This is a genomic window from Sphingomonas kaistensis (genome assembly GCF_036884275.1).
In the GTDB taxonomy this organism is placed as follows: domain Bacteria; phylum Pseudomonadota; class Alphaproteobacteria; order Sphingomonadales; family Sphingomonadaceae; genus Sphingomicrobium; species Sphingomicrobium kaistense_A.
The window spans coordinates 2043682-2064802 of the sequence record NZ_CP145607.1; the positions used below are offsets into that span (position 1 = coordinate 2043682).

Annotated in this window: 20 protein-coding genes and 1 tRNA gene; 9 read left to right on the top strand and 12 right to left on the bottom strand. The window is 65.0% G+C overall.

The annotated features are described in order from the left end of the window. Window positions 1-7: 7 nt before the first annotated feature. Window positions 8-1147, bottom strand: a complete 1140-nt coding sequence (locus V6R86_RS09920; RefSeq protein ID WP_338504227.1) for a bifunctional 2-C-methyl-D-erythritol 4-phosphate cytidylyltransferase/2-C-methyl-D-erythritol 2,4-cyclodiphosphate synthase — start codon at window positions 1145-1147, stop codon at window positions 8-10. A 50-nt stretch (window positions 1148-1197) separates the two neighbouring features. On the opposite strand from V6R86_RS09920, the gene dusB reads away from it, so the two are divergent. The 5 genes from dusB to hflX all read left to right on the top strand — a co-directional run bounded on the left by dusB (window position 1198) and on the right by hflX (window position 7762). Further along, window positions 1198-2193: a tRNA dihydrouridine synthase DusB gene (gene dusB / locus V6R86_RS09925; RefSeq protein ID WP_338504229.1), complete on the top strand. Its 996-nt coding sequence runs from the start codon at window positions 1198-1200 to the stop codon at window positions 2191-2193. Between the two features lie 89 nt (window positions 2194-2282). Then, a complete protein-coding gene (locus V6R86_RS09930; protein WP_338504231.1) occupies window positions 2283-4529 on the top strand; it encodes a sensor histidine kinase in 2247 nt (748 codons plus the stop codon). A gap of 1 nt (window position 4530) precedes the next feature. Beyond that, window positions 4531-5922, top strand: coding sequence for a sigma-54 dependent transcriptional regulator (locus tag V6R86_RS09935; RefSeq protein WP_338504233.1), 1392 nt, complete (start codon window positions 4531-4533; stop codon window positions 5920-5922). A gap of 41 nt (window positions 5923-5963) precedes the next feature. Next, window positions 5964-6461, top strand: coding sequence for an RNA chaperone Hfq (hfq, locus tag V6R86_RS09940; RefSeq protein WP_338504235.1), 498 nt, complete (start codon window positions 5964-5966; stop codon window positions 6459-6461). After that, a complete protein-coding gene (hflX, locus tag V6R86_RS09945) occupies window positions 6458-7762 on the top strand; it encodes a GTPase HflX (protein WP_338504238.1) in 1305 nt (434 codons plus the stop codon). Before hfq ends, hflX begins: the two co-directional genes overlap by 4 nt. Here hflX and V6R86_RS09950 read toward each other — a convergent pair. The 11 genes from V6R86_RS09950 to V6R86_RS10000 all read right to left on the bottom strand — a co-directional run bounded on the left by V6R86_RS09950 (window position 7759) and on the right by V6R86_RS10000 (window position 17295). Then, entirely contained in the window at window positions 7759-8214 is a 456-nt protein-coding gene (locus V6R86_RS09950) for a tRNA (cytidine(34)-2'-O)-methyltransferase (protein ID WP_338504240.1), read from the bottom strand. The genes hflX and V6R86_RS09950 overlap by 4 nt on opposite strands. Before the next feature lies 1 nt (window position 8215). Next, window positions 8216-8995, bottom strand: coding sequence for a nucleoside triphosphate pyrophosphohydrolase (gene mazG / locus V6R86_RS09955; RefSeq protein ID WP_338504241.1), 780 nt, complete (start codon window positions 8993-8995; stop codon window positions 8216-8218). 112 nt (window positions 8996-9107) lie between these two features. Then, the gene (locus V6R86_RS09960; RefSeq protein WP_338504243.1) at window positions 9108-9701 is read right to left on the bottom strand and encodes a retropepsin-like aspartic protease family protein; all 594 of its coding nucleotides are present in this window, start codon (window positions 9699-9701) and stop codon (window positions 9108-9110) included. Next, window positions 9698-10288 (bottom strand): retropepsin-like aspartic protease family protein, encoded by a 591-nt coding sequence (locus V6R86_RS09965; protein WP_338504245.1) that lies wholly within the window; start codon window positions 10286-10288, stop codon window positions 9698-9700. Before V6R86_RS09965 ends, V6R86_RS09960 begins: the two co-directional genes overlap by 4 nt. 10 nt (window positions 10289-10298) lie before the next feature. Then, the gene (locus V6R86_RS09970) at window positions 10299-11063 is read right to left on the bottom strand and encodes an MBL fold metallo-hydrolase (protein ID WP_338504246.1); all 765 of its coding nucleotides are present in this window, start codon (window positions 11061-11063) and stop codon (window positions 10299-10301) included. Beyond that, entirely contained in the window at window positions 11064-11846 is a 783-nt protein-coding gene (locus V6R86_RS09975) for a TatD family hydrolase (RefSeq protein ID WP_338504248.1), read from the bottom strand. Beyond that, on the bottom strand, window positions 11843-13351 hold the full coding sequence (metG, locus tag V6R86_RS09980; protein ID WP_338504250.1) for a methionine--tRNA ligase: 1509 nt from the start codon (window positions 13349-13351) through the stop codon (window positions 11843-11845). Before metG ends, V6R86_RS09975 begins: the two co-directional genes overlap by 4 nt. A 47-nt stretch (window positions 13352-13398) precedes the next feature. Beyond that, window positions 13399-14376, bottom strand: coding sequence for a DNA polymerase III subunit delta' (locus tag V6R86_RS09985; protein WP_338504251.1), 978 nt, complete (start codon window positions 14374-14376; stop codon window positions 13399-13401). Further along, window positions 14373-14993, bottom strand: coding sequence for a dTMP kinase (gene tmk / locus V6R86_RS09990; protein ID WP_338505467.1), 621 nt, complete (start codon window positions 14991-14993; stop codon window positions 14373-14375). The genes V6R86_RS09985 and tmk overlap by 4 nt, the downstream gene beginning before the upstream one ends. Window positions 14994-14997: 4 nt before the next feature. Further along, entirely contained in the window at window positions 14998-16170 is a 1173-nt protein-coding gene (locus V6R86_RS09995) for a D-alanyl-D-alanine carboxypeptidase family protein (protein ID WP_338504254.1), read from the bottom strand. A 54-nt stretch (window positions 16171-16224) separates the two neighbouring features. Then, on the bottom strand, window positions 16225-17295 hold the full coding sequence (locus V6R86_RS10000) for a lytic murein transglycosylase (RefSeq protein ID WP_338504256.1): 1071 nt from the start codon (window positions 17293-17295) through the stop codon (window positions 16225-16227). Window positions 17296-17499: 204 nt separating this feature from the next. Here V6R86_RS10000 and V6R86_RS10005 point away from each other — a divergent pair. From V6R86_RS10005 to V6R86_RS10020, 4 genes are all read left to right on the top strand, one after another. Next, window positions 17500-17589: transfer RNA gene (locus V6R86_RS10005), tRNA-Ser, on the top strand. 45 nt (window positions 17590-17634) lie between these two features. Further along, window positions 17635-18690, top strand: coding sequence for a glycosyltransferase family 2 protein (locus V6R86_RS10010; RefSeq protein ID WP_338504258.1), 1056 nt, complete (start codon window positions 17635-17637; stop codon window positions 18688-18690). After that, window positions 18687-19799: a hypothetical protein gene (locus tag V6R86_RS10015; RefSeq protein WP_338504261.1), complete on the top strand. Its 1113-nt coding sequence runs from the start codon at window positions 18687-18689 to the stop codon at window positions 19797-19799. Before V6R86_RS10010 ends, V6R86_RS10015 begins: the two co-directional genes overlap by 4 nt. After that, a complete protein-coding gene (locus tag V6R86_RS10020; protein WP_338504263.1) occupies window positions 19796-21121 on the top strand; it encodes a lipopolysaccharide biosynthesis protein in 1326 nt (441 codons plus the stop codon). The genes V6R86_RS10015 and V6R86_RS10020 overlap by 4 nt, the downstream gene beginning before the upstream one ends.

The window sequence follows — 21121 nt, forward strand, 5'->3', positions numbered from 1 at the left end:
CGAACCTTTAGGCTGGCAGGCGGATGGTGGCGATCGCTGAGGACGCTATGCCTTCGCGGCGGCCGGTGAAACCTAGCTGTTCGGTGGTGGTCGCCTTGATGCTGACCGCATCCGGCCGAAGACCGAGGATCTCAGCCACCCGCGCCTGCATGGCGGCGCGGTGCGGGCCGACCTTGGGCGCTTCGCAAATGACCGTGCAATCGACATGATCGATGATCCCGCCCCTGGCCTCAATCAGGTCGGCGGCATGGCGAAGGAAACGATCGCTCGAAGCACCCTTCCATTGCGGATCGGACGGCGGGAAATGCTGTCCGATATCGCCCAGCGCCGCGGCACCGAGTAGAGCGTCGGTGATGGCATGCAGGACCACGTCAGCGTCGCTGTGCCCGGCAAGACCCTGTGGATGGTCGATGACGATCCCGCCCATGATCAGCGGACCGGTTCCTTCGAAGGCGTGGACGTCGAAGCCGCTGCCGGAGCGACTGATCATTCGAGCGGCAAGCATCATTTCGGCGCGTTCCCAATCTCTTGGCGACGTCAATTTGAACAGATTCTCATCCCCGGCCACGGTCGCGACCTTGAGGCCCGCATGCTGCATGACGGTGGATTCGTCGGTCGGCGCGCCCGTGCCTGCTTCGTCATAGGCGTAGCGCAGGTCCTCGAGGTGAAAGGCCTGCGGGGTCTGGATGCGAAGGAGCTGAGTGCGATTGACCGTGCCGCGGAGTTCGCTGTCGCCCTTGGCCAGCGTATCGGCGACCGGGAGCACCGGGACCGCGCCATCGGCCTTGCCCAGCGCGTCGATCAGGCGGTCGACGACCTCAGGCGGGCAGAAGGGGCGGGCGGCGTCGTGGACGAGCACGATGCCGTCCTCGATCTCGGCAAGACCCGCGCGAACGCTGTCGGCGCGCTCGGCGCCGCCGGTGATAAGGGGTCCGACGTCCAGCCCGGCGAGTGCTTCGCGGGCGAGTTCTTGCTGGCCGGCGCCGATCACGACCCTGACCGCCGTAATCCGCGGATGCCTGGCAAGCGCTTCCACCGCATGGCGAACAAGCGGTTTGCCGGCGAGACGGCGATACTGCTTGGGCGTGTCGGCGCCCATGCGGGTGCCGGAGCCGGCGGCGACGATGAGGGCGGTGACCTTGTCCACGGCGCGTGCCTTGCCCCCTGCGGCCCGCTTCTGTAAAGGCGCGGGCTCCCATGGACAGCTTCAAGCCTATCTCGATCGGTCCGGTCCGCATCGACGCGCCGGTCATTCTGGCACCGATGACGGGCGTCAGCGACTTGCCATTCCGCAAGATCGTCAAGCGCTTCGGCGCCGGGCTGACGGTCAGCGAGATGATCGCCAGCCAGGCCGCGATCCGCGAGACGCGGCAGAGCCTGCAAAAGGCGCTGTGGGATCCGAGTGAGGAGCCGGTCAGCCTTCAGCTCGCCGGATGCAGTCCCATCGAGATGGCCGACGCGGCGAAGCTCAACGAGCAGCGCGGCGCGGCGATCATCGACATCAACATGGGCTGCCCGGTCAAGAAGGTGGTGAACGGCGACGCCGGTTCCGCGCTGATGCGCGACCTGCCGCTGGCCGCCGCGATCATTGAGGCGACGGTCAAGGCCGTCAAAGTGCCGGTCACGGTGAAGATGCGGATGGGCTGGTGTCATGACAGTCTGAATGCGCCCGAGCTCGCGCGGATCGCCGAAGACCTTGGTGCTCAGATGATCACCGTTCACGGCCGCACCCGCAACCAGATGTACAAGGGCTCGGCCGACTGGCGCTTCGTCCGCAGCGTCAAGGAAGCGGTCAGCCTGCCGGTCATCGTCAACGGCGACATCAACAGCCGCGAGGACGCGCGCGAGGCTTTGGCTCAGTCGGGCGCTGACGGTGTGATGATCGGTCGTGGAGCCTATGGCCGGCCGTGGCTGCTGGGGCAGGTGCTGGCCGATCTGGCGGGTGGCGAGCGACCCGATCCAACCATGGACGAACAGCTGGCGATCATCCTCGAGCAATATGACGCCATGCAGTCACTCTACGGCGCGCACACCGGCGTGAATCTCGCCCGCAAGCATATCGGCTGGTATACCAAGGGTTTGCACGGGTCGGCCGAATTCCGGCAGAAGGTCAATACGATCGACGACCCCAAGATGGTGGTGCAGATGCTGCGCGACTTTTACGCGCCGTGGCTGAGCAAGGCGGCGGCCTGAGCGGTTCGCCGGGTCGAGCCGAAAGAAAGTTAACGCCGACCGCCACAAACTGTGTTCTTTGCGCCACAAGTCCATGCTAGGGCCTTTTCATGGATGCCCGCTCGTCCGCTTCCACCCTTGATCAGCCGCCCAGCCTGAAGCGCTGGCTGGTGACCGAACGGGCGAACGGTCGCTTTTACCGCGTTCTGGAACTGGTTGCCGCTGCCCTGCTTCTCGTGATGCTGGGGTCGAGCTATGCGACGCTGGCGCGCGGCGACCCGACCGAGATGGCCTCGCCGCCGCTGATTGCGCTGCTGCTGGTCGGCAACCTGATCCCCGCGATCCTGTTGATGGTGTTGCTGACGCGGCGCCTTGCCGTGAAACGCGCGGCGCAAGGCGAGCTCGGCACCGGCTTGCTACACACCCGGCTGGTGGCGTTGTTCTCGATCATTGCCGCCGTGCCGACGGTGCTGGTCGCCATTTTCGCTTCCTTTCTGCTGCAATCGGGATTGGAATTCTGGTTTTCGAACAAGGCGCGGGGCATGCTGGAGAACAGCGTGCAGATTGCCCGGGGGGCCTATCAGCAGGAAGTCGACCGGGTGGCGGCCGAGACGACGACCATGGCGGTCGACGTCGTTCGCATCCTGCTGCCGCGTTATTCGCTCGACGACATCCGCTTCGCCGACGCCTTTGCCCGCTCGCAGGTGCTTCCGCGTAACCTCAGCGAAGCCATCATCTTCACCGTCGGCGATGACGGCGAGGTGCGCACGCAGGTCCTGATCAATCCCTACGACCGACCGCTGGACCGGCTCATCACGCCGGCCAAGTTGAAGCAGCTCGAGGGGCGGGAATGGGTCGAGGTCAATTCCGGCGACCGGGTCGGGACACTGACTCGCATTCCCGAAAGCGACGGGCTGTATCTTTATTCGGCGCGGGTGTTCGAGCCTGCGCTCAAGCAACAGCTCGACCGGGCCGACAGCGTGCTGATCGATTATCGGACGCTTCAGGAACGGGCGCGGCTGTATCAGCTGCGCTTCAATGCTGCGTTGCTGCTCGGCTCGCTGATCATCGTCGGGCTGGCGATCGTTGTCGCGCTGCGGCTGGCCGATCGGCTGGTACGGCCGCTCGGCGGATTGGTGACCGCTGCCGGGCGGGTGGAAGAAGGCGACTTTTCGGCCCGCGTGGCGGTCAATCGCAAGGACGACGAGATCGGGGTTCTGGCGGCTGCCTTTAACCGCATGACCAGTCGTCTCGAAGAGCAGACCGGCGCGCTGAAAGCCGTGAATACGCAGCTCGATACGCGGCGTGCCTTCATCGAGGCGGTGCTGGGGTCGGTGACTGCTGGCGTCATCGCGCTCGACAACGAGCGCCGCATCCTGCTCACCAATCGCTCGGCGGAGGCCCTGCTTCAGCATGGCGCCGAGGGAATCGAGGAGCGCGCGCTGCACGAGGTCAGCCATGAGCTCGAGGAGTTTCTCTGCGGTGATCAGCGCGAGGCCGATGTGCTGGTCCGGGCCGAGGGCGGGCAGCGGACTCTGGCGGTCAAGCGCGTGCGCTATGCCGATGGCTGGGTGCTGACCTTCGACGACATCACCGAGCAGCTCGCCGATCAGCGCCGGGCGGCCTGGTCCGACATTGCGCGGCGCATCGCGCATGAGATCAAGAACCCGCTGACCCCGATCCAGCTTGCCGCCGAGCGCATTCAGCGTCGGTTTGGCAAGGAAGTGCAAAGCGATCCCGAAACCTTCGGGCGACTTACCGAAACCATCGTCCGCCAGGTCGGCGACCTGCGCCGGATGGTCGACGAATTCAGCAATTTCGCGCGGATGCCCAAACCGAAATTCAAGGACGAGAACGTCCACGATATCGCTCGCACCAGCCTCTTCCTGCACGAAGTGGCGCATCCGGAAATCACCTTCACGCTCGATCCGCCGCAGGGCGATATCCGCATGATCTGCGATCGCGGTCAGCTTGGTCAGGCCCTGACCAATGTCGTGAAGAATGCGGTGGAAGCGATTGAAAGCAGGCGTAATCGCGGTGAGCACAGCCTTGAAGGCGATCGCATCGCCATGCGTTTGGCGAAGGACGAGCGGCAGCTGGTGATGGACCTGACCGACACCGGTATCGGCCTGCCTGAGGATCGCGAACGACTGACCGAACCTTATATGACGACGCGGGTGCGGGGCACCGGTCTTGGCCTCGCCATCGTCAAGAAGATCGTCGAGGAGCATGGCGGCGAGATCGCCTTTCTCGACCGCGCAGGCGGCGGCACCCATGTCCGCATCGCCTTTGACCTTGCCCGCCTGGCCCTCCTGGCCGAGGCGGCCGAACAATCCCAAGACGAGGAGTCAGCCTAAGATGGCACTTGAAGTGCTGGTGGTCGACGATGAGGCCGACATTCGTGAACTGGTTGCCGGCGTGCTCGAGGATGAGGGCTATGCCGTTCGCTCCGCCGCCAATTCGACCGAAGCGCTGGACGCGATCGAAAGCCGCCGCCCGAGCCTCGTGCTGCTCGACGTGTGGCTGCAAGGCTCGCGGATGGACGGGTTGCAGATCCTCGCCGAGGTGAAGCGGCGCGACCCTTCGCTACCGGTGCTGATGATCAGCGGTCACGGCAATCTCGACACCGCGGTGGCCGCGATCCGTGAGGGCGCGATCGACTTCATCGAAAAACCGTTCGAGGCGAGCCGCCTTCTTCATCTCGTCGGCCGCGCGACCGAGACCGATCGCCTCCGCCGCGAAAACGCCGACCTGAAGCTGCGGGTCGGGACCGAGGATCAGCTCAACGGCTCGTCGATCGCGATCAACACCGTGCGCGCGACCCTGAAGCGGGTGGCGCCGACCGGCAGCCGGGTGCTGATCACCGGCCCGGCAGGCGTGGGCAAGGAGATTGCCGCGCGCACCATTCACAATTGGAGCACGCGGGCGTCAGGTCCCTTTGTCACCGTCGCCGCTGCTCGCATGGATCCGGACCGGGTCGAGGAAGAGTTGTTCGGCTCTGAGAACGACGGCGTCGCCCGTCCTGGTTTCCTTGAGCAGGCGCATGGCGGGACCCTGTTCCTCGACGAGATCGCCGATATGCCGCTCACCACGCAGGGCAAGATCCTGCGGGTGCTCACGGACCAGAGCTTCACGCGTGTCGGTGGGCAGCGTCCGGTCAAGGTCGACGTGCGCGTTCTTTCGGCCACCTCGCGCAACCTGTCGGAGGAAATCGCCGCAGGACGTTTTCGCGAGGACCTTTATTACCGCCTCAATGTGGTTCCAGTTCGCATCCCGCCCCTGCGCGAGCGACGCGAGGATATTCCGGAGCTCAGCACGCATTATCTCGCCCGTTTCGCCACCGAGCGCCGAATGCCGCCGCCCAACCTGTCTGACGAAGCGCTGGCCGCACTCCAGGCACATGACTGGCCGGGCAACGTCCGCCAGCTTCGCAACATCATCGAACGCACGGTGATCATGGCCCCGGGCGATCGGCTGGCGCGGATCGACGTCGACATGCTGCCGACCGAAGTGCTCGACAGCGGCGGTTCGGGCGGGCTGTCGTCGGCGACGCTGTCGATCATGGGCTCGCCCCTGCGCGAAGCGCGCGAGAGCTTCGAACGCGAATATCTCCGCGTCCAGATCCGCCGTTTTTCGGGGAACATCAGCCGCACGGCGAGTTTCATCGGGATGGAGCGCTCAGCCCTGCACCGAAAGCTCAAGGCGCTCGGCCTCGGCGACAAGGGACAGAATGGCGAGGAGGAGCGTTAACACTGCAAAGCTCGCAACGATAATAAGAAGAACAGCAAGCAATGCCGTCCAAGTCGCTCAGTTTACAGGATCATTTTCTCAACAGCCTTCGCCGCTCCAAAACGCCCGTCACTATCTTCCTGGTCAAGGGTGTGAAGTTGACGGGGGTGATCACTTGGTTCGACGCTTTTTCGCTGCTGCTTCGACGCGAGGGCGTGGCGCAGCTTATCTACAAGCACGCGATGTCGACCATCCTGCCGGCCGAGACCCCAACCGACATCGATCTCGCCAGCTTTCGTGGTGACGGGCTGGAAGAGGGGAGGGCGACGCTGCAGGACCTGTTCCTTGCCGCCGCCATCCACGAGCGCGCGGCGATGACGGTGTTCCTAGTGAATGGTGTCATGCTGCAGGGCGAAGTGGTGGCCTTCAATCGTTTCTCGATGCTGCTTGGCCGCGGCAATCAGGTGCAGCTCGTCTACAAGCATGCGGTGTCCACCATGCAGCCGGCGCATTCGCTCCAACTCGGCGCAGCGGATCCTGACGGCGGGGAGGGCGAATGAGCACCGGGTTCGATCGCGCCGGCGGCGACGGCCTGCGCCGCGGCGAGCGCGCGCTGGTAGTGCTGCCCGATCGATCGAGCGAGCCTAATGCGCGGACCACCGACGCTCGGCTCGAAGAAGCGGCGGGGCTGGCCGAGGCGATCAGTCTCGATGTCGCTGACCGTGTGTACTTTCGCATCCGCCAGCCGCGTCCCGCTACCTTGTTCGGCAAGGGGCAAGTGGAAGAGATTGCGGCACGCGCCGAGGCGGCCGAGGCCAAGGTACTGGTGGTCGATGCCGCTCTAACCCCAGTGCAGCAGAAGAACCTCGAAGATGGGACTAAAGCCAAGGTCATCGACCGCACCGGCCTGATCCTCGAAATCTTCGGCGAGCGTGCGGCGACCGCCGAAGGCCGGCTTCAGGTCGAGCTCGCCCATCTCGACTATCAGGCGGGGAGGCTGGTGCGCAGCTGGACCCACCTCGAACGGCAGCGCGGCGGCTTCGGCTTTCTTGGCGGGCCTGGCGAAACCCAGATCGAGGCCGACCGCCGCCTGATCCGCGACCGGATGGCACGGATCCGCAAGGAACTGGAGCAGGTGAAGCGCACCCGCGCACTGCACCGCGACCGCCGCAAGCGTGCGCCGTGGCCGGTGATCGCGCTGGTCGGCTATACCAATGCGGGCAAATCGACGCTGTTCAACCGGCTGACGAAGGCGGCCGTGCTGGCCGAAGACCTGCTCTTCGCGACGCTCGATCCGACCATGCGCGAGATCCAGCTGCCGGGGTTCGACAAGGCGATTTTGTCCGACACGGTGGGGTTCGTTTCCAATCTTCCGACCGAACTGGTCGCGGCCTTTCGGGCAACATTGGAAGAAGTGGCTTCGGCCGACCTCATTCTTCACGTCCGAGATATCCATCACCCGGACAGCGACGCTCAGAAGACCGATGTCGAACAGGTGCTGACCAGCCTTGGGCTTGGGGAAGGGGACGGGGGCCCGCCCCGGCTGGAGGTATGGAATAAGATAGACCTGCTGGGCGGTGACGATCAGGAAGCGGTGCTGAACGAGGCCGCGCGGCGTGACGATGTGGTGACGCTCTCGGCGTTGAGCGGGGAGGGGACGGACGGCCTGTTCACGCGGATGGGTCAAATGCTGCGCGAAGGCGCCAGTGTGCATCATCTGCGGCTGCCGGCGGGGGATGGCCAGCGGATCGCCTGGCTGCATCGCAGCGGCGAGGTTCTGGACAGCCGTTCCGAAGGGGACGAGATGTTCTTGGCGGTGCGCCTGTCGCCCGAAAACTGGCAGCGCTGGCAGTCGCTCTAGAGCGGCGGCAATTGCCCTGTCTGGCGAAGCGCTTCGACAACCGCCAGGGCAGCGGAGGTTGCGAGATTAAGCGAGCGGACGTCGGAGCGCATTGGAATGCGCAGGCGGACCTTGCAGCACTCGGCGACATGCGGAGGAACGCCGGCACTTTCCTTGCCGAACAACAGGATATCTTCGGCATCGAAGACATGGCCGTAAGGCGATTGCGCAGCCTTGCTCGAAAACAGGGTCAGGCGTGAGGCGGCATGCGCGGCATGGAAATCTTCCCAGCTGGCGTGCCTGACAATGTCGACATGATCGATATAGTCCATCGCCGTGCGCCGGACGCGGCGGTCGTCCCAGGCAAATCCCATCGGCTCGATCAGGTCCACCGCCACACCCATGCAGGCGCCAAGTCGAAGGACCGCGCCGACGTTGCCGGCAATTTCCGGCTCAAAAAGCGCAATCCGCACGTCAGCGCGCCTTCTGCTCGGTCCAGAGACGTTCCTGTTCTTCAAGCGTCATGTCGCCAAATCCGGGCGCTTGTTCGATCGCGCGGAAGCGCCGTTCGAATTTGGCATTGCCCTTACGCAAAGCCTCTTCGGGATTGATCTTGAGAAAGCGTGCGAGGTTCACAACAGCGAAGAGCAGGTCGCCGATTTCTTCTTCGCGATGCTCGTCGGTCGCGGCGGATGATACTTCCTCCAGCTCTTCAAGGATTTTGGCACGCGGACCGTCGATGTCGGGCCAGTCGAAGCCTGTCCGGGCGGCACGCTTCTGAAGCTTGGCCGCGCGTTCCAGCGCCGGCAGGGCCAAGGCAATGCCGCCTAGCACGCTGGGATCGTCAGCCTTTGCCGCGCGCTCGGCCGCCTTGATTTCTTCCCAGCGGTGATGGCCGCCGGTGGGATCGTCGCCGAAGATGTGCGGGTGGCGGCGCTCCATCTTGTCGCTGATTCCATCGAGGACTTCGGCAAGAGTGAAATGGCCGGCTTCGGTCGCCATCTGCGCGTGAAAGACGATCTGCAGCGCGAGATCGCCCAGTTCGTCTTTCAGCTCGCCAAGATCGCCGCGCTGGATCGCGTCCGCGACCTCATAGGCTTCCTCGATCGTATAGGGCGCGATGGTCTCGAAGCTCTGCATCTTGTCCCATTCGCATCCGGAAACCGGATCGCGCAGCCGAGCCATGATCGTCATGAGCCTCAGCAAGGCTGGCGCAGCGTCGGGCTGTGTGAGATGATCAGTGGGCTTGGTCATGGCCGCGATGTGCGATGGGAGGAGAGAGAACGCAATTCGGAAGTCACCGAACAAGCCTAAACTTCGGTCTGATAATAAGTATTATGTAAAGTACGTGTTACGATGTTAGCGATTAGCTTTCCAGCACCAGCCACCGCCCTTCGACACTCCAGCGGCGCAGGCTCGTCAGATAATTCATGCCGAGCACGTTGAGCTCGTCGCCGTCGGCTACGAACATACGGACGTTGCGGCGCTCGATATCGCCGACCGATACCGTCTGCGCCCGTCCGGTCGCGACCCGGATCAGCCCGTTGCCGGTACGGACCACCTGATTGCGGCCGTCGCTGACCGCGATGCCGGCCAATGCCGCGGTCTTGCGGCCGATGGTTGTCATGGTCGCGCCGCTGTCGACCAGGAAATCGACCGGCACGCCGTTGACCTCGGCCTGGATCCAGAAATGCCCGTCCACCGCGATCGGCACGCGAATTATGTCGCCGGCGAGCTGCACCGGCTTGCCTGTCGCTTCGGCCTCGAGCCGCTGCACCACATAGTTCAGGTCATCGCGGAAGCTGAAGACGATGAAACCGGCGCCGAAGATCACCACGAAGGCCAGGATCGACGTCATGCCCTTCGCCAACGGCGCGCGCCGCCCGATCAAGGCGCCGGCGATCAGCATGGCGGCCATCAGCAGGTAAAGACCGCCCAGATGGATATCGTTGGTGATCACGGCTGAAGCACCAGCGTGTCACCCTGAACGCCCCAGCTCGCCAAGCTCGACAGGAAGTCCATGCCGAGCACGTTCACGCTGTCGGCGGGGTTGACGTTGATGGATTTGTCGGTGCGCCGAATCGGGCCGATCTCGACTAGGCCGGCAGTCACCCTCGGCATGAAGACCGTCCCATTGGCCGTGCTGACCATGTTGCCGCGCATGCCGGCTTCGAGCCCCGCCGCCTCGGCGAGGCTTGCTGAAATGGTGGTGGTGGTGGCGCCGCTGTCGATAAGGAAGCGAGCCCCCTTCCCGTTCACCTTGCCGTCGACCCAGAAATGGCCGTCGTCGCGCTTTGCAATGCGCACCGCGCTGCCGCTGACGACTGCCGGCGCTTCGCCAAGCGCTTCGCTTTTCAGTCTTGCGCCGATGGAGGAGAATTCGCCACGAAAGGCGAACAAGGCGAACGCGACCGCAAAAATGCCGAACCAGGTGAAGCCCATCCGCGCCGTCTTGCCGGCGCTCAGTCCGCGACCGATCAGGCCGGTGGCGACGAACACCAGCATGGCCAGCAGGATCAACGCACTGGGAAGCTGACCATCGTCCATGTCGTTGAAATCAAAGCTCCAGCTCTAGCCCGTCGAAAGCCGGTTCGACCCAGTCGGGCAGTTCGGACACTAGTTGGGCATGGTCCATGCTGTTGTCGAGGTGCGACAGGACGAGATGCCCGACCTTGAGCTCGCGCGCCCAGCCAAGCACGGCGTCGAGATGGGCGTGGGTCGGGTGCGGACGGCGGCGCAGGCAATCGGAGACCCAGATGTCGGCGCCTTCGTACAGTGACGCCATGGCGTCGGTCAGCTCGACATAATCGATAGCGTAGACGAGGCTCCTCGCACCTTCGTCGAAGCGCAGGCCGAGGCTGGTGATCCGGCCGTGCGGCTGGTCGACGAAGCGCACGCGGGTGCCGTCGATGTCCCATTCGCCGCCGATCTCGTGCGTCCGGCAGACCGCGGGGTAGAGCGCATTGCCGTCGAACAGGTAGCGGAACCGCTCGCGCAGGCGCTCGATCAAATCGGCCCGCCCGTACACCGGCACTTGGTCGCCGCGGTTGTGAGCGACCTGTCGCAGGTCGTCGAGACCATGAATATGGTCGGCATGGTCGTGGGTGATGACGACGCGGTCCAATGCGGCGATACCGGCGGTGATAAGCTGCTCGCGAAGGTCGGGACCGGCGTCGATGAGGAGTCGCTGCGATCCGATTGTCGCGAGTGCGGAGGCGCGCAGGCGGCGGTTCTTCGGCTCGGCAGGATCGACGCTGCCCCAGTCGTTGCCGATCCGGGGAACGCCCGAGCTGGTGCCCGATCCGAGAATGCGAAGCTTCACTTAGGCCGGCCGCGCCTTATTGAAGAGGCGGAAGAAGTTGGCGGTGGTCGCGTCGCCCAATTGTTCCACCGAAGTGCCGCGCAGGCCAGCCACGAACGCGGCGGTGTCGGCGACGAAGGAGGGTTCGCACGGCTTGCCGCGATTGGGGACCGGCGCCAGGAACGGCGCGTCGGTTTCGACCAGCAGGCGGTCTTCAGGAATGGACTTTGCAACGTCCTGCAAGTCCTTGGCATTCTTGAAGGTCACGATTCCGGAGAGGGAAACGTAGAAGCCGATCTCGAGCCCGCGATCGGCGAGCCATTGGGTACCGGTGAAACAGTGCAGCACGCCCCGCACCCCACCTTTTGCGGCCTCTTCGGACAGGATGGCGGCGGTGTCCTCCTCCGCATCGCGGGTATGGATGATGAGCGGTAGGTCGGCTTGGCGCGCGGCCTCGATCTGGGCGCGAAAGCGGGCCTTCTGGCTGTCGCGATCGGACTTGTCGTAGAAATAGTCGAGCCCGCATTCGCCGATCGCGACTACCCGCGGATGGGCTGCGGCCTCGATCAAGGCAGAAGTGCCGAGGTCGGAATGCGCGTCGGCCTCGTGCGGGTGGACCCCGATCGAAGCCCAGACGTCGGGATGCCGCTCGGTCGCGGCGACGACGTCGGCCCATTCGCGTTGGCGGGTCGAGATATTCAAGAAGCCGGCGACCCCGCGTGCTCGGGCATTGTCCAGCACCTCGTCCTCGCGCTCGACGAGGCCGGGGTAATTGAGGTGACAGTGGCTGTCGATCAGCGTCACGCGCCCGTCTCCTCCGTCGCGACCAATTCGAGACGGGGGAAGATCGGACTCGGCTGCGACAGGCGGCCCGCGGCCCTCCCCTCTTCCAGATAGGCGTCGAGCTTGGCGATCGAACCGGGAATGATCGGCGCGACAATGGCGCCCAGTCGCTCCACCGCCGCCGCAAGGGTGCCAAGCACCTCGGCCATCCGCGCCGGATCGGTCTTGCGCAGCGCCCAAGGCGCCTGCGCATCGACATAGGCATTGGCGGCGAACACCGCGGTCATCCAGGCTTCGAGGCCCGCCGAAAAGTCGTAATCGGCGAAGCGCGCCTTGGCCCCGTCTTCCGCTTCGGCGACCTTGTCGAGCAGGGCAATATCGTCGGCGGCCGTGCCCGCTGGCGGTACGGCTCCGTCGAGGTTCTTGACGATCATCGAAAAGGTGCGCTGCGCGAGGTTGCCGAAGCTGTTGGCGAGCTCGGCGTTGCAGCGAGTCACGATCGCTTCGTCCGAATAGCTGCCGTCCTGCCCGAAGCTGACTTCGCGCATCAGGAAATAGCGTAGCGAATCGACGCCATAGGTGTCGGCCAGCACCATCGGGTCGACCACATTCCCGAGGCTCTTCGACATTTTTTCGCCTCGGGTGAGGAGAAAGCCGTGGCCGAACAGCGATTTGGGCAGCGGCAACTTCGCGCTCATCAGGAACGCGGGCCAATAAACCGCGTGGAAGCGCACGATATCCTTGCCGATGAGATGCAGGTCCGCCGGCCAGAAACGGTCGTAGTCGGCGCGATTATCGGGATAGCCGACGCCGGTCATATAGGTCGTCAGCGCGTCGACCCAGACGTACATGACGTGCCCCGGCGAGCCCGGCACCGGTACGCCCCAGTCGAAGCTGGTGCGGCTGACGCTGAGATCCTTGAGACCGCCTTCGACAAAGCGGACGATCTCGTTGCGGCGGCTTTCCGGACGGATGAAATCGGGGTTGGCCTCGTAATGCGCGAGCAGGCGATCGGCGTAGTTGGACAGCCGGAAGAACCAGCTTTCTTCGACCGTCCATTCGACCGGCGTACCCTGCGGCGACAATGTCTCGCCGCCCTCGCCAGCGACCAGTTCCTTTTCGTCGTAATAGGCTTCGTCGCGGACCGAGTACCAGCCTTCGTAGCGATCGAGATAAAGGTCGCCATTGGCTTCCATCGCCTTCCACAGCGCGATGCTGGCGGCGTGATGGCGCTCTTCCGAGGTGCGGACAAAGGCGTCGTAGCTGATATCAAGACCGTCACACATCGCGCGGAAATAGCTCGACATTTCGTCAGCGAATTCGAGCGTCTCGCGGCCCTGACCGCGGGCGGTCTGTACCATCTTCAAGCCGTGCTCGTCGGTCCCGGTGACCAGTCGAACGTCACGGCCTTGCCCGCGCATGAAGCGGGCAATGACGTCTGCGGCGATCGCTTCATAGGCATGGCCGATATGCGGACGGCCGTTTGGGTAAGCGATGGCGGTGGTGATGTAGAATGGCTCGGACATGTCCCGAGCGCTTTAGGCAAGGGTGAGGCGGAGAGGAAGAGCGCTGGCTAGGCCCTGCCGATCTCCGCCATGATGGTGCCGAGCGCGAAGACCGTGCTGGCGGGGTCAAGTGACAAGCGTGGAGCAAGCGACGCGGTCTCGCGGGCGCGTTCGTATGCCTCGGCCGCGCGCAATCGACGGGCTCCCTCGGCCCGGCGCGCTTCGCCGGCGATCAGCGGCGGGACCATGTCGAGGAAGGCGGCATAGCGCGGTGCCGCTGCCTTGAGCGCGAGGCTCGACGCAAGGCGCGAACGGCGGGCATTGTCGGGGTCGCCGTGCCGGAGAATGGCAAGCGCCTCCTGCGCCAGCGGTCCGAGATCGAGTTCGGCGAAGTCGAGCGCCCGTGATGCCGATCCGCCGGCGAGCGGGATCAGGCGGCCACGCTCCTCGGCGGACATTCCCGGGCGCTCGGCTTGCAAGATTGCGTCGAGCGAGGTCGCATCAAGGGTCTTAAAATCGAGCCGCCGGCACCGCGACCGGATCGTCGGCAGCAACCGCCCCGGCGAATGGGAAACAAGCAGAAACAGGCTCTTGGCCGGTGGTTCCTCAAGCGTTTTCAGAAGCGCCTGGGCGGCCTGCGGCTCGAGTTCGTCCATGCAATCGATGATCGCCACCCGCCAGTCGCCGAGGCTGGGCGCGACGGCGAACAGGTCCTGCAGCTTGCGGACCTGATCGATGATGATGCCGCGGCGAAGTTCGCCTTTTTTCGTACCGGTTTCGTGCGCTTCCCGCTTAATCAGGCGGAAGTCGGGATGACTGGCGGCGTCAATCAGGCGCACCATGCGGTGATCGGGCGGCGTTTCCAGCCCCGGAAGGTCGACCGGTGGCCCGCCCGCCTCGGCCAGTACCCGGCGTGCCGCGGCGCGGGCGAAGGTCCCCTTGCCCACGCCTCGCGGGCCGGCGAGCAACCAGGCATGATGCAGCCCGCCGCTGTCCATCGCACCGCGAAAGGCGGCGACGGCACGGTGCTGCCCTAGCAGGGTCAAAGCAGATCCTCGAGCGTGCCGAGCAAACGCTCGGTCACGTCCTCGGGCGATCCCGAGGCATCGATCAACCGGACGCGATCGGGTTCGGCGGCGGCAATGTCGCGAAACGCCTGCTCGACGGCGTCGTGATAAGACGCCGGACGGCCACCGATGCGGTCCGATTCATCCCCATCGCGCGCCCGCGCCCGCTCGGCGCCGTCGGGGTGAAGCAGAAGGAGGGTGCGGTCGGGAAACCACCCCTCGATCCCGAAGGCGTTGATCGCCCGCACCGCCTCGATGCCAAGCCCGCCTGCACCGCCCTGGTAGGCGAGCGAGCTGTCGATGAAGCGGTCGGACAACACCCATTTGCCGGACTGGATCGCGGGCCGGACCAGCTTGTCGACATGGTCGGTGCGTGCCGCCGCGAACAACAGGGCTTCGGCCGGCGCACTCCAGCGCTCCTCGCCGCCTTCCAGCAGCAGACGGCGGATCGCTTCGGCGCCATCGCTGCCGCCGGGCTCCCGGGTGGTGACGACCTCGAGCCCGCGGGCGCGCAAGGCGTCGGCGAGCGCGCGGACCTGGGTCGATTTGCCGACCCCTTCCCCGCCTTCCAGCGTGATGAAACGGCCGCACTTCACCAGGTCAGGCAAGCCCGACCAGCTGCTTGAGACCGAGCCAGAAGCGGCCAAAGAAGCCTGCTTCCTCGACGGCCTCGGCGGCCACCAGCGGCATCCGCTGGACCGTGCCGTCGGGCGTCGTAACGATCAGCTGCGCGACTTCAGCACCCTTGGCGATGGGGGCTTTCAGCGGACCGTTATAGGCGATTCGCATCTTGGGTTCCCCGCCCACCGCGCCGGCGGGATAGGTGACGGCGATGGCGCGCGGAGCGACCAGCTGCACCTGGCTTTCGTCGCCGAGCTGGACCTCGGCGGAACCCACCGGCGCATTGGCCGCGAACAGGGGCCGCGACTGCCAGGCGGCGAAGCCCCAATTCATCAGCCGATTGGATTCGGCAATGCGGCCCGTGAAGCTGTCGAGCCCGGCCAGCACCATCACCAGTCGGCGGCCATTCTGTTCGGCCGAGCCGGTAAAGCCATAGCCCGCCTCTTCCGTGTGCCCCGTCTTGAGCCCGTCGGCCCCCGGCACGACGCCGAGGATGGGATTGCGATTGGCCTGCGTGATGTCGGCGCCGGCACCGAGGGTCTTGCCCCAGGTGAAGCGGGGCTGGCCATAGAATTGCTTGTAGAGCTTGGGATGCCGCTCGATCGAGGCACGGGCCAGCGTCGCAAGATCGCGTGCGGTGGTGGTGGTGCAGCCCTCGTCCGGCCAGCCGGTCGCATTGCAGAAGCGGCTGTTCTTCATGCCCAGCCGCTTGGCGAGCGCATTCATTTGCGCGGCAAAAGCCTGCTCGGTGCCCGCGATGCATTCGGCGAGCACGACGCTGGCGTCATTGCCCGACAGGGTGACTATCCCGTGGAGGAGGTTCTCGACGCTGACCTGCTCGTTGATTGACAGGAACATGGTCGAGCCCGCGCTGTGCCATTGCTTCCAGGTTTCGGGGCGCACAGTGCACATCTTGGACAGGGGAAGCTGGCCGGACTTGATCAGCTCGAACGCGACTTCGCTGGTCATCATCTTGGCCATCGATGCGGGCGGCATTGGCTTGTCCGCGTCCTTTGCCAGAAGCTCGGCACCCGACGACAAGTCGACGAGATAGGCGACGCGAGCGGGCGTCTCGAACGGTGGGGCGGCGGCGACGGCGGCGCTGGCGGCAGTGGCGAGCAACAGGGCGGCAAAGAGGCGGGGACGATTCATGAGGCTGTCGTAGCCGCCCGCCCCGACCGCTTGAAGCCCCTCGCCCGCGTTAAATCAGCGGCCCGCCGCAATCCGGTCGGCAAGCAGTCCGACCGACAAGGCGTAAAAATTCGAGCAATTGTAATCGAGGATCGCCCGGTAATTGGAAGTGAGGAGATAAGCGGTCGCCCCCTGCCCGTCCGGCTCGATCAACGTCGCCATCTCGGCTTCGGGAAGCGAGGCGCCGACCGGCTGCACGCCGAGCGCACGCCATTCGCGCATGGTCAGCCAGCGGCTGTGACGCCGGAATACCGCCGGGCAGCGCGGCGGCACCAGCTTGGTGGTGATGGCGGCGCGATTGAGCGAGGCCGGGACATTCACCGGCACGCCCCAGTGGACCCCGCGCTTCCATCCCGCATCCTGCAGATAGGCAGCGATCGAGGCGAGGCCGTCCATCTCGCTGCTCCAGATGTTGGCGACTCCGTCGCCGTCACCATCGGTCGCGAGCCGCAGGACATTGGACGGCATGAATTGCGGATAGCCCGTCGCGCCGGCCCAACTGCCCTTGAGGCGCGAACGCGGGGTTCCGCGATCGACCAGCTTCAACGCGGCGATGAACTCCGCTTCGAAAAAGGCGCGGCGACGGCCTTCGTAGGCAAGCGTCGCAAGCACTTCGAGAAGATCGAAATTGCCGGTTATCCGGCCGTAGCTGGTTTCATGCCCGAAGATCGCCATCAGTACTTGCGGTTCGACCCCGAAACGCTGCTCGAGCCAGGCCAGCTGCGGCCCATAGGAGCGAAAGCGGGCGGCCCCGCGGGTGATGAGGTCTGTCGTGACGTGCTGCGCGCGATAGGGCGCAAAGGGCGGAATTACGTTGCTGTTGGGCGGGCCGCCGGGCTGAGCACGGTCGAGCGCGATCACCCGGGCGTTCTGGCGCAGGTAGGGAATGACGGCGGCAATGGTTGCGTCACGCACCCCGGCTGCGCGGGCGGTCGCTGCCAGTTGCCCCTTATATCGCTCGAACCCGCTGACGGGCGCCGGGGGCGATACCGGAGTCGGTGTGGGCTGCGGCTGGACGATCAGCACCTGAACGGGCTGCGGCGCGGGCACACTCGGCAAGGGCGCAAGCGGATCGCGTTCCTGCATAGCGCTTGCCGGCGTGAGGGCGACCGCCGCCAGGCAGACAAGCGAACTACTCCACCGAAACGCCACCTTGCTTTCGCCCTCCCCAACCATGAACCACCAACGCACGACCTGGCCGTGCCGTTCAGCCCGCCTTGCGCCAAGCCGTGCACCCGGTCTAGGCGGCACAAGCTGAACGCGACCAGACCTGCGATGGCCGGTTCACGTGGATGGGTGGCCGAGTGGTTTAAGGCAGCGGTCTTGAAAACCGCCGTGGGTGGAAGCTCACCGTGGGTTCGAATCCCACCCCATCCGCCAGTCTCGCGGCTTGCCCTGCCCCAGGCATTGCGCCAGACGGCGGCCATGGCTGCGCCCGCGGTGTCTGTTCTTATCATCGTCCACAACCGCGCGGGCACGATCGGCGCGGCGGTGCGAAGCGTGCTGGCGCAGACTTTTACGGATTTCGAGCTGGTGGTGGTCGATGACGGGTCGACCGATGCGACGGCTGACGTCGTGGCTAGGTTCGCCGACCCGCGCCTGCGGTTGGTGCGGACGTCACCCAACCAGGGCATTCCCCTCGCCCGCAATCGCGCCCTCGCCGATGCACGGGGAAGATACATCGCGTGGCTCGACAGCGATGACGTCTGTCATCCTACGCGGCTACAGGTGCAATACGACTATCTCGAGCGCACCCCGCACGTCGCCATGATCGGCAGCGCGGCACGCAAGATCAGGGCGGACGGCACGCTGATGCGAACGGGCCGGATGCCCGCCCGGTCCCACGAGGCAATCCGCGCCCTGCTGCTGTTCCGCTCAGCGTTTCAGCAGAGCAGCATTTTCGGGCGCGCCGAGGCCATCAAGGCGTACCCCTACGACCTCGACTTTCCGGTATGCGAGGACGTCGACATGTTCGTCCGTTTCACGGCCAGCTTTCGTGCCGAGAACCTGCCGCAGTTTCTGATTGCCAGGCGAATCCACGCTGATCAGACCATTCGCAGCAACAGTGACCGGATCATCGAGCGGCAGATGGCGATCAGCGCGCGCCAGCTTGAGGTGCTCGGTGTGACGTTTGACGAAAGCGATCTCCGCCGGCACGTTTTGCTCGGCAAAGGGCGGCATGAGCGCGACGGCGGAGATCTGCTGGCCTGGGCCGATGGCTGGAGCCAGACGCTATTGGCCGCAAATGCCAAGTGTTCCGTCTTCGATCAGAAAGCGCTTCGTGCCTGCCTGGAGCGGCTGATCGTGAAATTCGCCGTGGGACGACTGCGCGATCGTCCGGTGAAGGTCGGCGGCTTGTTGCGCCAGTTCGCAGCCCATCCGCACGGAGCACTGGCTCTTGCTCGCGAAAGTCTCGTGCCGCTTATCCCCTTTGCAGCGCACCCGCCCGCGGCCGGCATTCAAGCGATGAGCCGCGCATGAGCGCCGAGCGCCGGGTCGCCTTTGTCTTCATTGGCGGGGTCCATCACGTCTTTCACACCATGCCCGTCGCCTGCGCGCTTTCGCGCCGAGAAAACGTCGAGGTGATTGCATTCGTGGCGGACGAGCCGACCGAATGGACGGCGGCCACCGTCAAACAAGATATGGGAGGCAACGTCACCATCAGGCGGATGCGGCGGCCAAAGCTGGTGGATCGGTTGTTCGGCGCCCACCGTGCAAAGCTACCCCTGTTGTGGCGCAACCGGCGCGAACTCGGATCCTTCGACGCCATCGTCGTTCCCGAACGCACTTCGCTGATCCTGCGCCGCATGGGGGTCACTCGCCCGGCGTTCATCAATCTCCCCCACGGCGCCGGCGACCGCGCGATATCGGTGGATCCTCGCTACAACTTATTCGATCGCATCCTCCTAGCCGGCCCGAAAACGGCTGCGCGCATGATCAGCACCGGTATCCGGGCATCCAGCATCCGCCAGGTCGGTTATCCCAAGGCGGAATTTCTGGCGGATATTGCGGGGGGCAAATCGCCCTTGTTCGAAAATGGCCGCCCGGTGGTGTTTTTCAATCCGCACTTCCGACGGCATTTGTCTTCGCTCGACGCAGCGATGCAAATTGTCGAAGCGATCACTGCTGAAACCGATTACAATCTGATCGTCGCGCCGCATATCCGATCGTTCGAGGGGGCCTCCGAAGACGAGCTGCGCCGCTGGCACGCGCTTGCGGTCCCTGGCCGGGTGATCGTGGATACCGGCTCTCCACGCCTGATCGATATGAGCTACGTCGCCGCGGCGGATCTCTATCTCGGCGATGTGTCGAGCCAGGTTTACGAGTTTCTGCTTCTTGGCCTGCGGCCGTGCGTCTTCGTCAACGCTCATGGCGTGAAGTGGGCCGACGATCTGAGCTATCGGCACTGGCATCTAGGAAGCGTGGTGACGCCCGCAGGCGTGGTTCAAGGACTACGGACCGCGCTGTCCGAACGCGACGCTTACGCCGAGCGTCAGCAAGCCGCCGTGGCTGAGACCTTCGCGAGACTGAAAGGATCTTCCGAAAGCGCGGCCGACGCAATTTTGGAATGCATCGCGGAGCGGCAGTGAGGAGCTGGTTTCAGGACAGCGCGATGCGCTCGATCCTTCGCAATACGTCATTCCTGGGATTGTCCAAGGGCACCGCGGCTATCGCCAGTCTTGCGGTCCTCGCGCTCGCCGCCCGCGATCTCGGCCCGACCGGGGTCGGGTTCCTGCTGCTCGTTCACAGCTATGCGCTGGCGGCGAGTACGCTGACGCATTTCCAGTCGTGGCAGGTCATCGTCCGCTATGGCAGCCGGCCCTTGGCCGAGGGCGATCCGGAGCCCTTTCGCCGCGCGGTTTGCTTTGCCCTCGGGCTCGACGTGCTGACCGGGATCGGGGGCATGCTGCTGGCGATGGCGCTGCTTCCGCTGCTTGCCGGATGGTTTGGAATCACCGCCAACCTACGCACGCCAGCCTTGATCTACTGCTTGCTGATCCCGACCATGGCATCGGGCGCTGCCAACGGGGTGCTCCGCGCGCTCGACCGCTTCGACCTGATCGCCTGGCAGTCACCGATCGACGCCTGGGTGCGTCTGCTGTTGGTCATCGGTGCCTACCTTCTGGACCTCGATCTGATCGCCTATCTCATCATCTGGGCGGCCACCGATCTCTTAGGCGATATGTATTTGTGGAGTGCCGCGATCCGTGAGTTGCGCCGGCGGGGGCTGCTCCATGGCTTGCGGCCGACATTGCGCGCTGAGGGTCTGGATGGCGGCTGGCGCTTCGCCTTTACCGTCAATCTAACGGCGTCGGTCAACAGCGCCTGGGGCCCGGTCGCGCGGCTACTGGTTGGCGGGCTGCTGAGTCCAGCGGCGACCGGCCTGTACCGCGTGGCGAGCAGCCTGATCGACGCGGTGCAAAGCCCGATCGACCTGATGGCCAAGGCGGTGCATCCCGAACTGATGCGGCATGATCCGGCCTCGGCCCACCCGTGGCGTCTCATGCTGCGCACCATGGCGCTGGGAACGATGGTAGCACTGCTCGCCTGGGTACTGATCGGCCTGTTCGGCGAGCGTCTGCTGGCGTTGGCGTTCGGTCCGGAATTCACGCCTGCCGCGCCCCTTTTGACGGTGCTGCTCATGCTTCCGGTAATCGCCACCCTCGCCTTCCCGCTGCCCGCGATGTTCTACAGTCTGGGCAAACCCGGCGGGCCATTGATCGCCAATATCATCGGCGCGATCATATTCGTAGGAAGCTTGCCCGCGCTGACCTCGGTACACGGCTTGGTCGGCGCTGGCGCGGCGCTGGTAGTGGGGCGCCTGTGCTCCTTCCTCATCATGAGTGCACAGCTCGCCGTCCTCTATCGACGGCACAAGGCCGGGGTGGAAGCTGGTCGTCAGCTCGGCTAG

Excerpts from the sequence above, each read along its gene's own strand:
- mazG (WP_338504241.1), bottom strand. The coding sequence starts at position 8,995 with ATGACCAAGCCCACTGATCATCTCACACAGCCCGACGCTGCGCCAGCC.
- V6R86_RS09930 (WP_338504231.1), top strand. The coding sequence starts at position 2,283 with ATGGATGCCCGCTCGTCCGCTTCCACCCTTGATCAGCCGCCCAGCCTG.
- V6R86_RS09995 (WP_338504254.1), bottom strand. The coding sequence starts at position 16,170 with ATGAATCGTCCCCGCCTCTTTGCCGCCCTGTTGCTCGCCACTGCCGCC.
- V6R86_RS10000 (WP_338504256.1), bottom strand. The coding sequence starts at position 17,295 with ATGCAGGAACGCGATCCGCTTGCGCCCTTGCCGAGTGTGCCCGCGCCG.
- dusB (WP_338504229.1), top strand. The coding sequence starts at position 1,198 with ATGGACAGCTTCAAGCCTATCTCGATCGGTCCGGTCCGCATCGACGCG.
- V6R86_RS10015 (WP_338504261.1), top strand. The coding sequence starts at position 18,687 with ATGAGCGCCGAGCGCCGGGTCGCCTTTGTCTTCATTGGCGGGGTCCAT.
- hflX (WP_338504238.1), top strand. The coding sequence starts at position 6,458 with ATGAGCACCGGGTTCGATCGCGCCGGCGGCGACGGCCTGCGCCGCGGC.
- V6R86_RS09935 (WP_338504233.1), top strand. The coding sequence starts at position 4,531 with ATGGCACTTGAAGTGCTGGTGGTCGACGATGAGGCCGACATTCGTGAA.
- V6R86_RS10010 (WP_338504258.1), top strand. The coding sequence starts at position 17,635 with ATGGCTGCGCCCGCGGTGTCTGTTCTTATCATCGTCCACAACCGCGCG.
- hfq (WP_338504235.1), top strand. The coding sequence starts at position 5,964 with ATGCCGTCCAAGTCGCTCAGTTTACAGGATCATTTTCTCAACAGCCTT.
- metG (WP_338504250.1), bottom strand. The coding sequence starts at position 13,351 with ATGTCCGAGCCATTCTACATCACCACCGCCATCGCTTACCCAAACGGC.
- V6R86_RS09965 (WP_338504245.1), bottom strand. The coding sequence starts at position 10,288 with ATGGACGATGGTCAGCTTCCCAGTGCGTTGATCCTGCTGGCCATGCTG.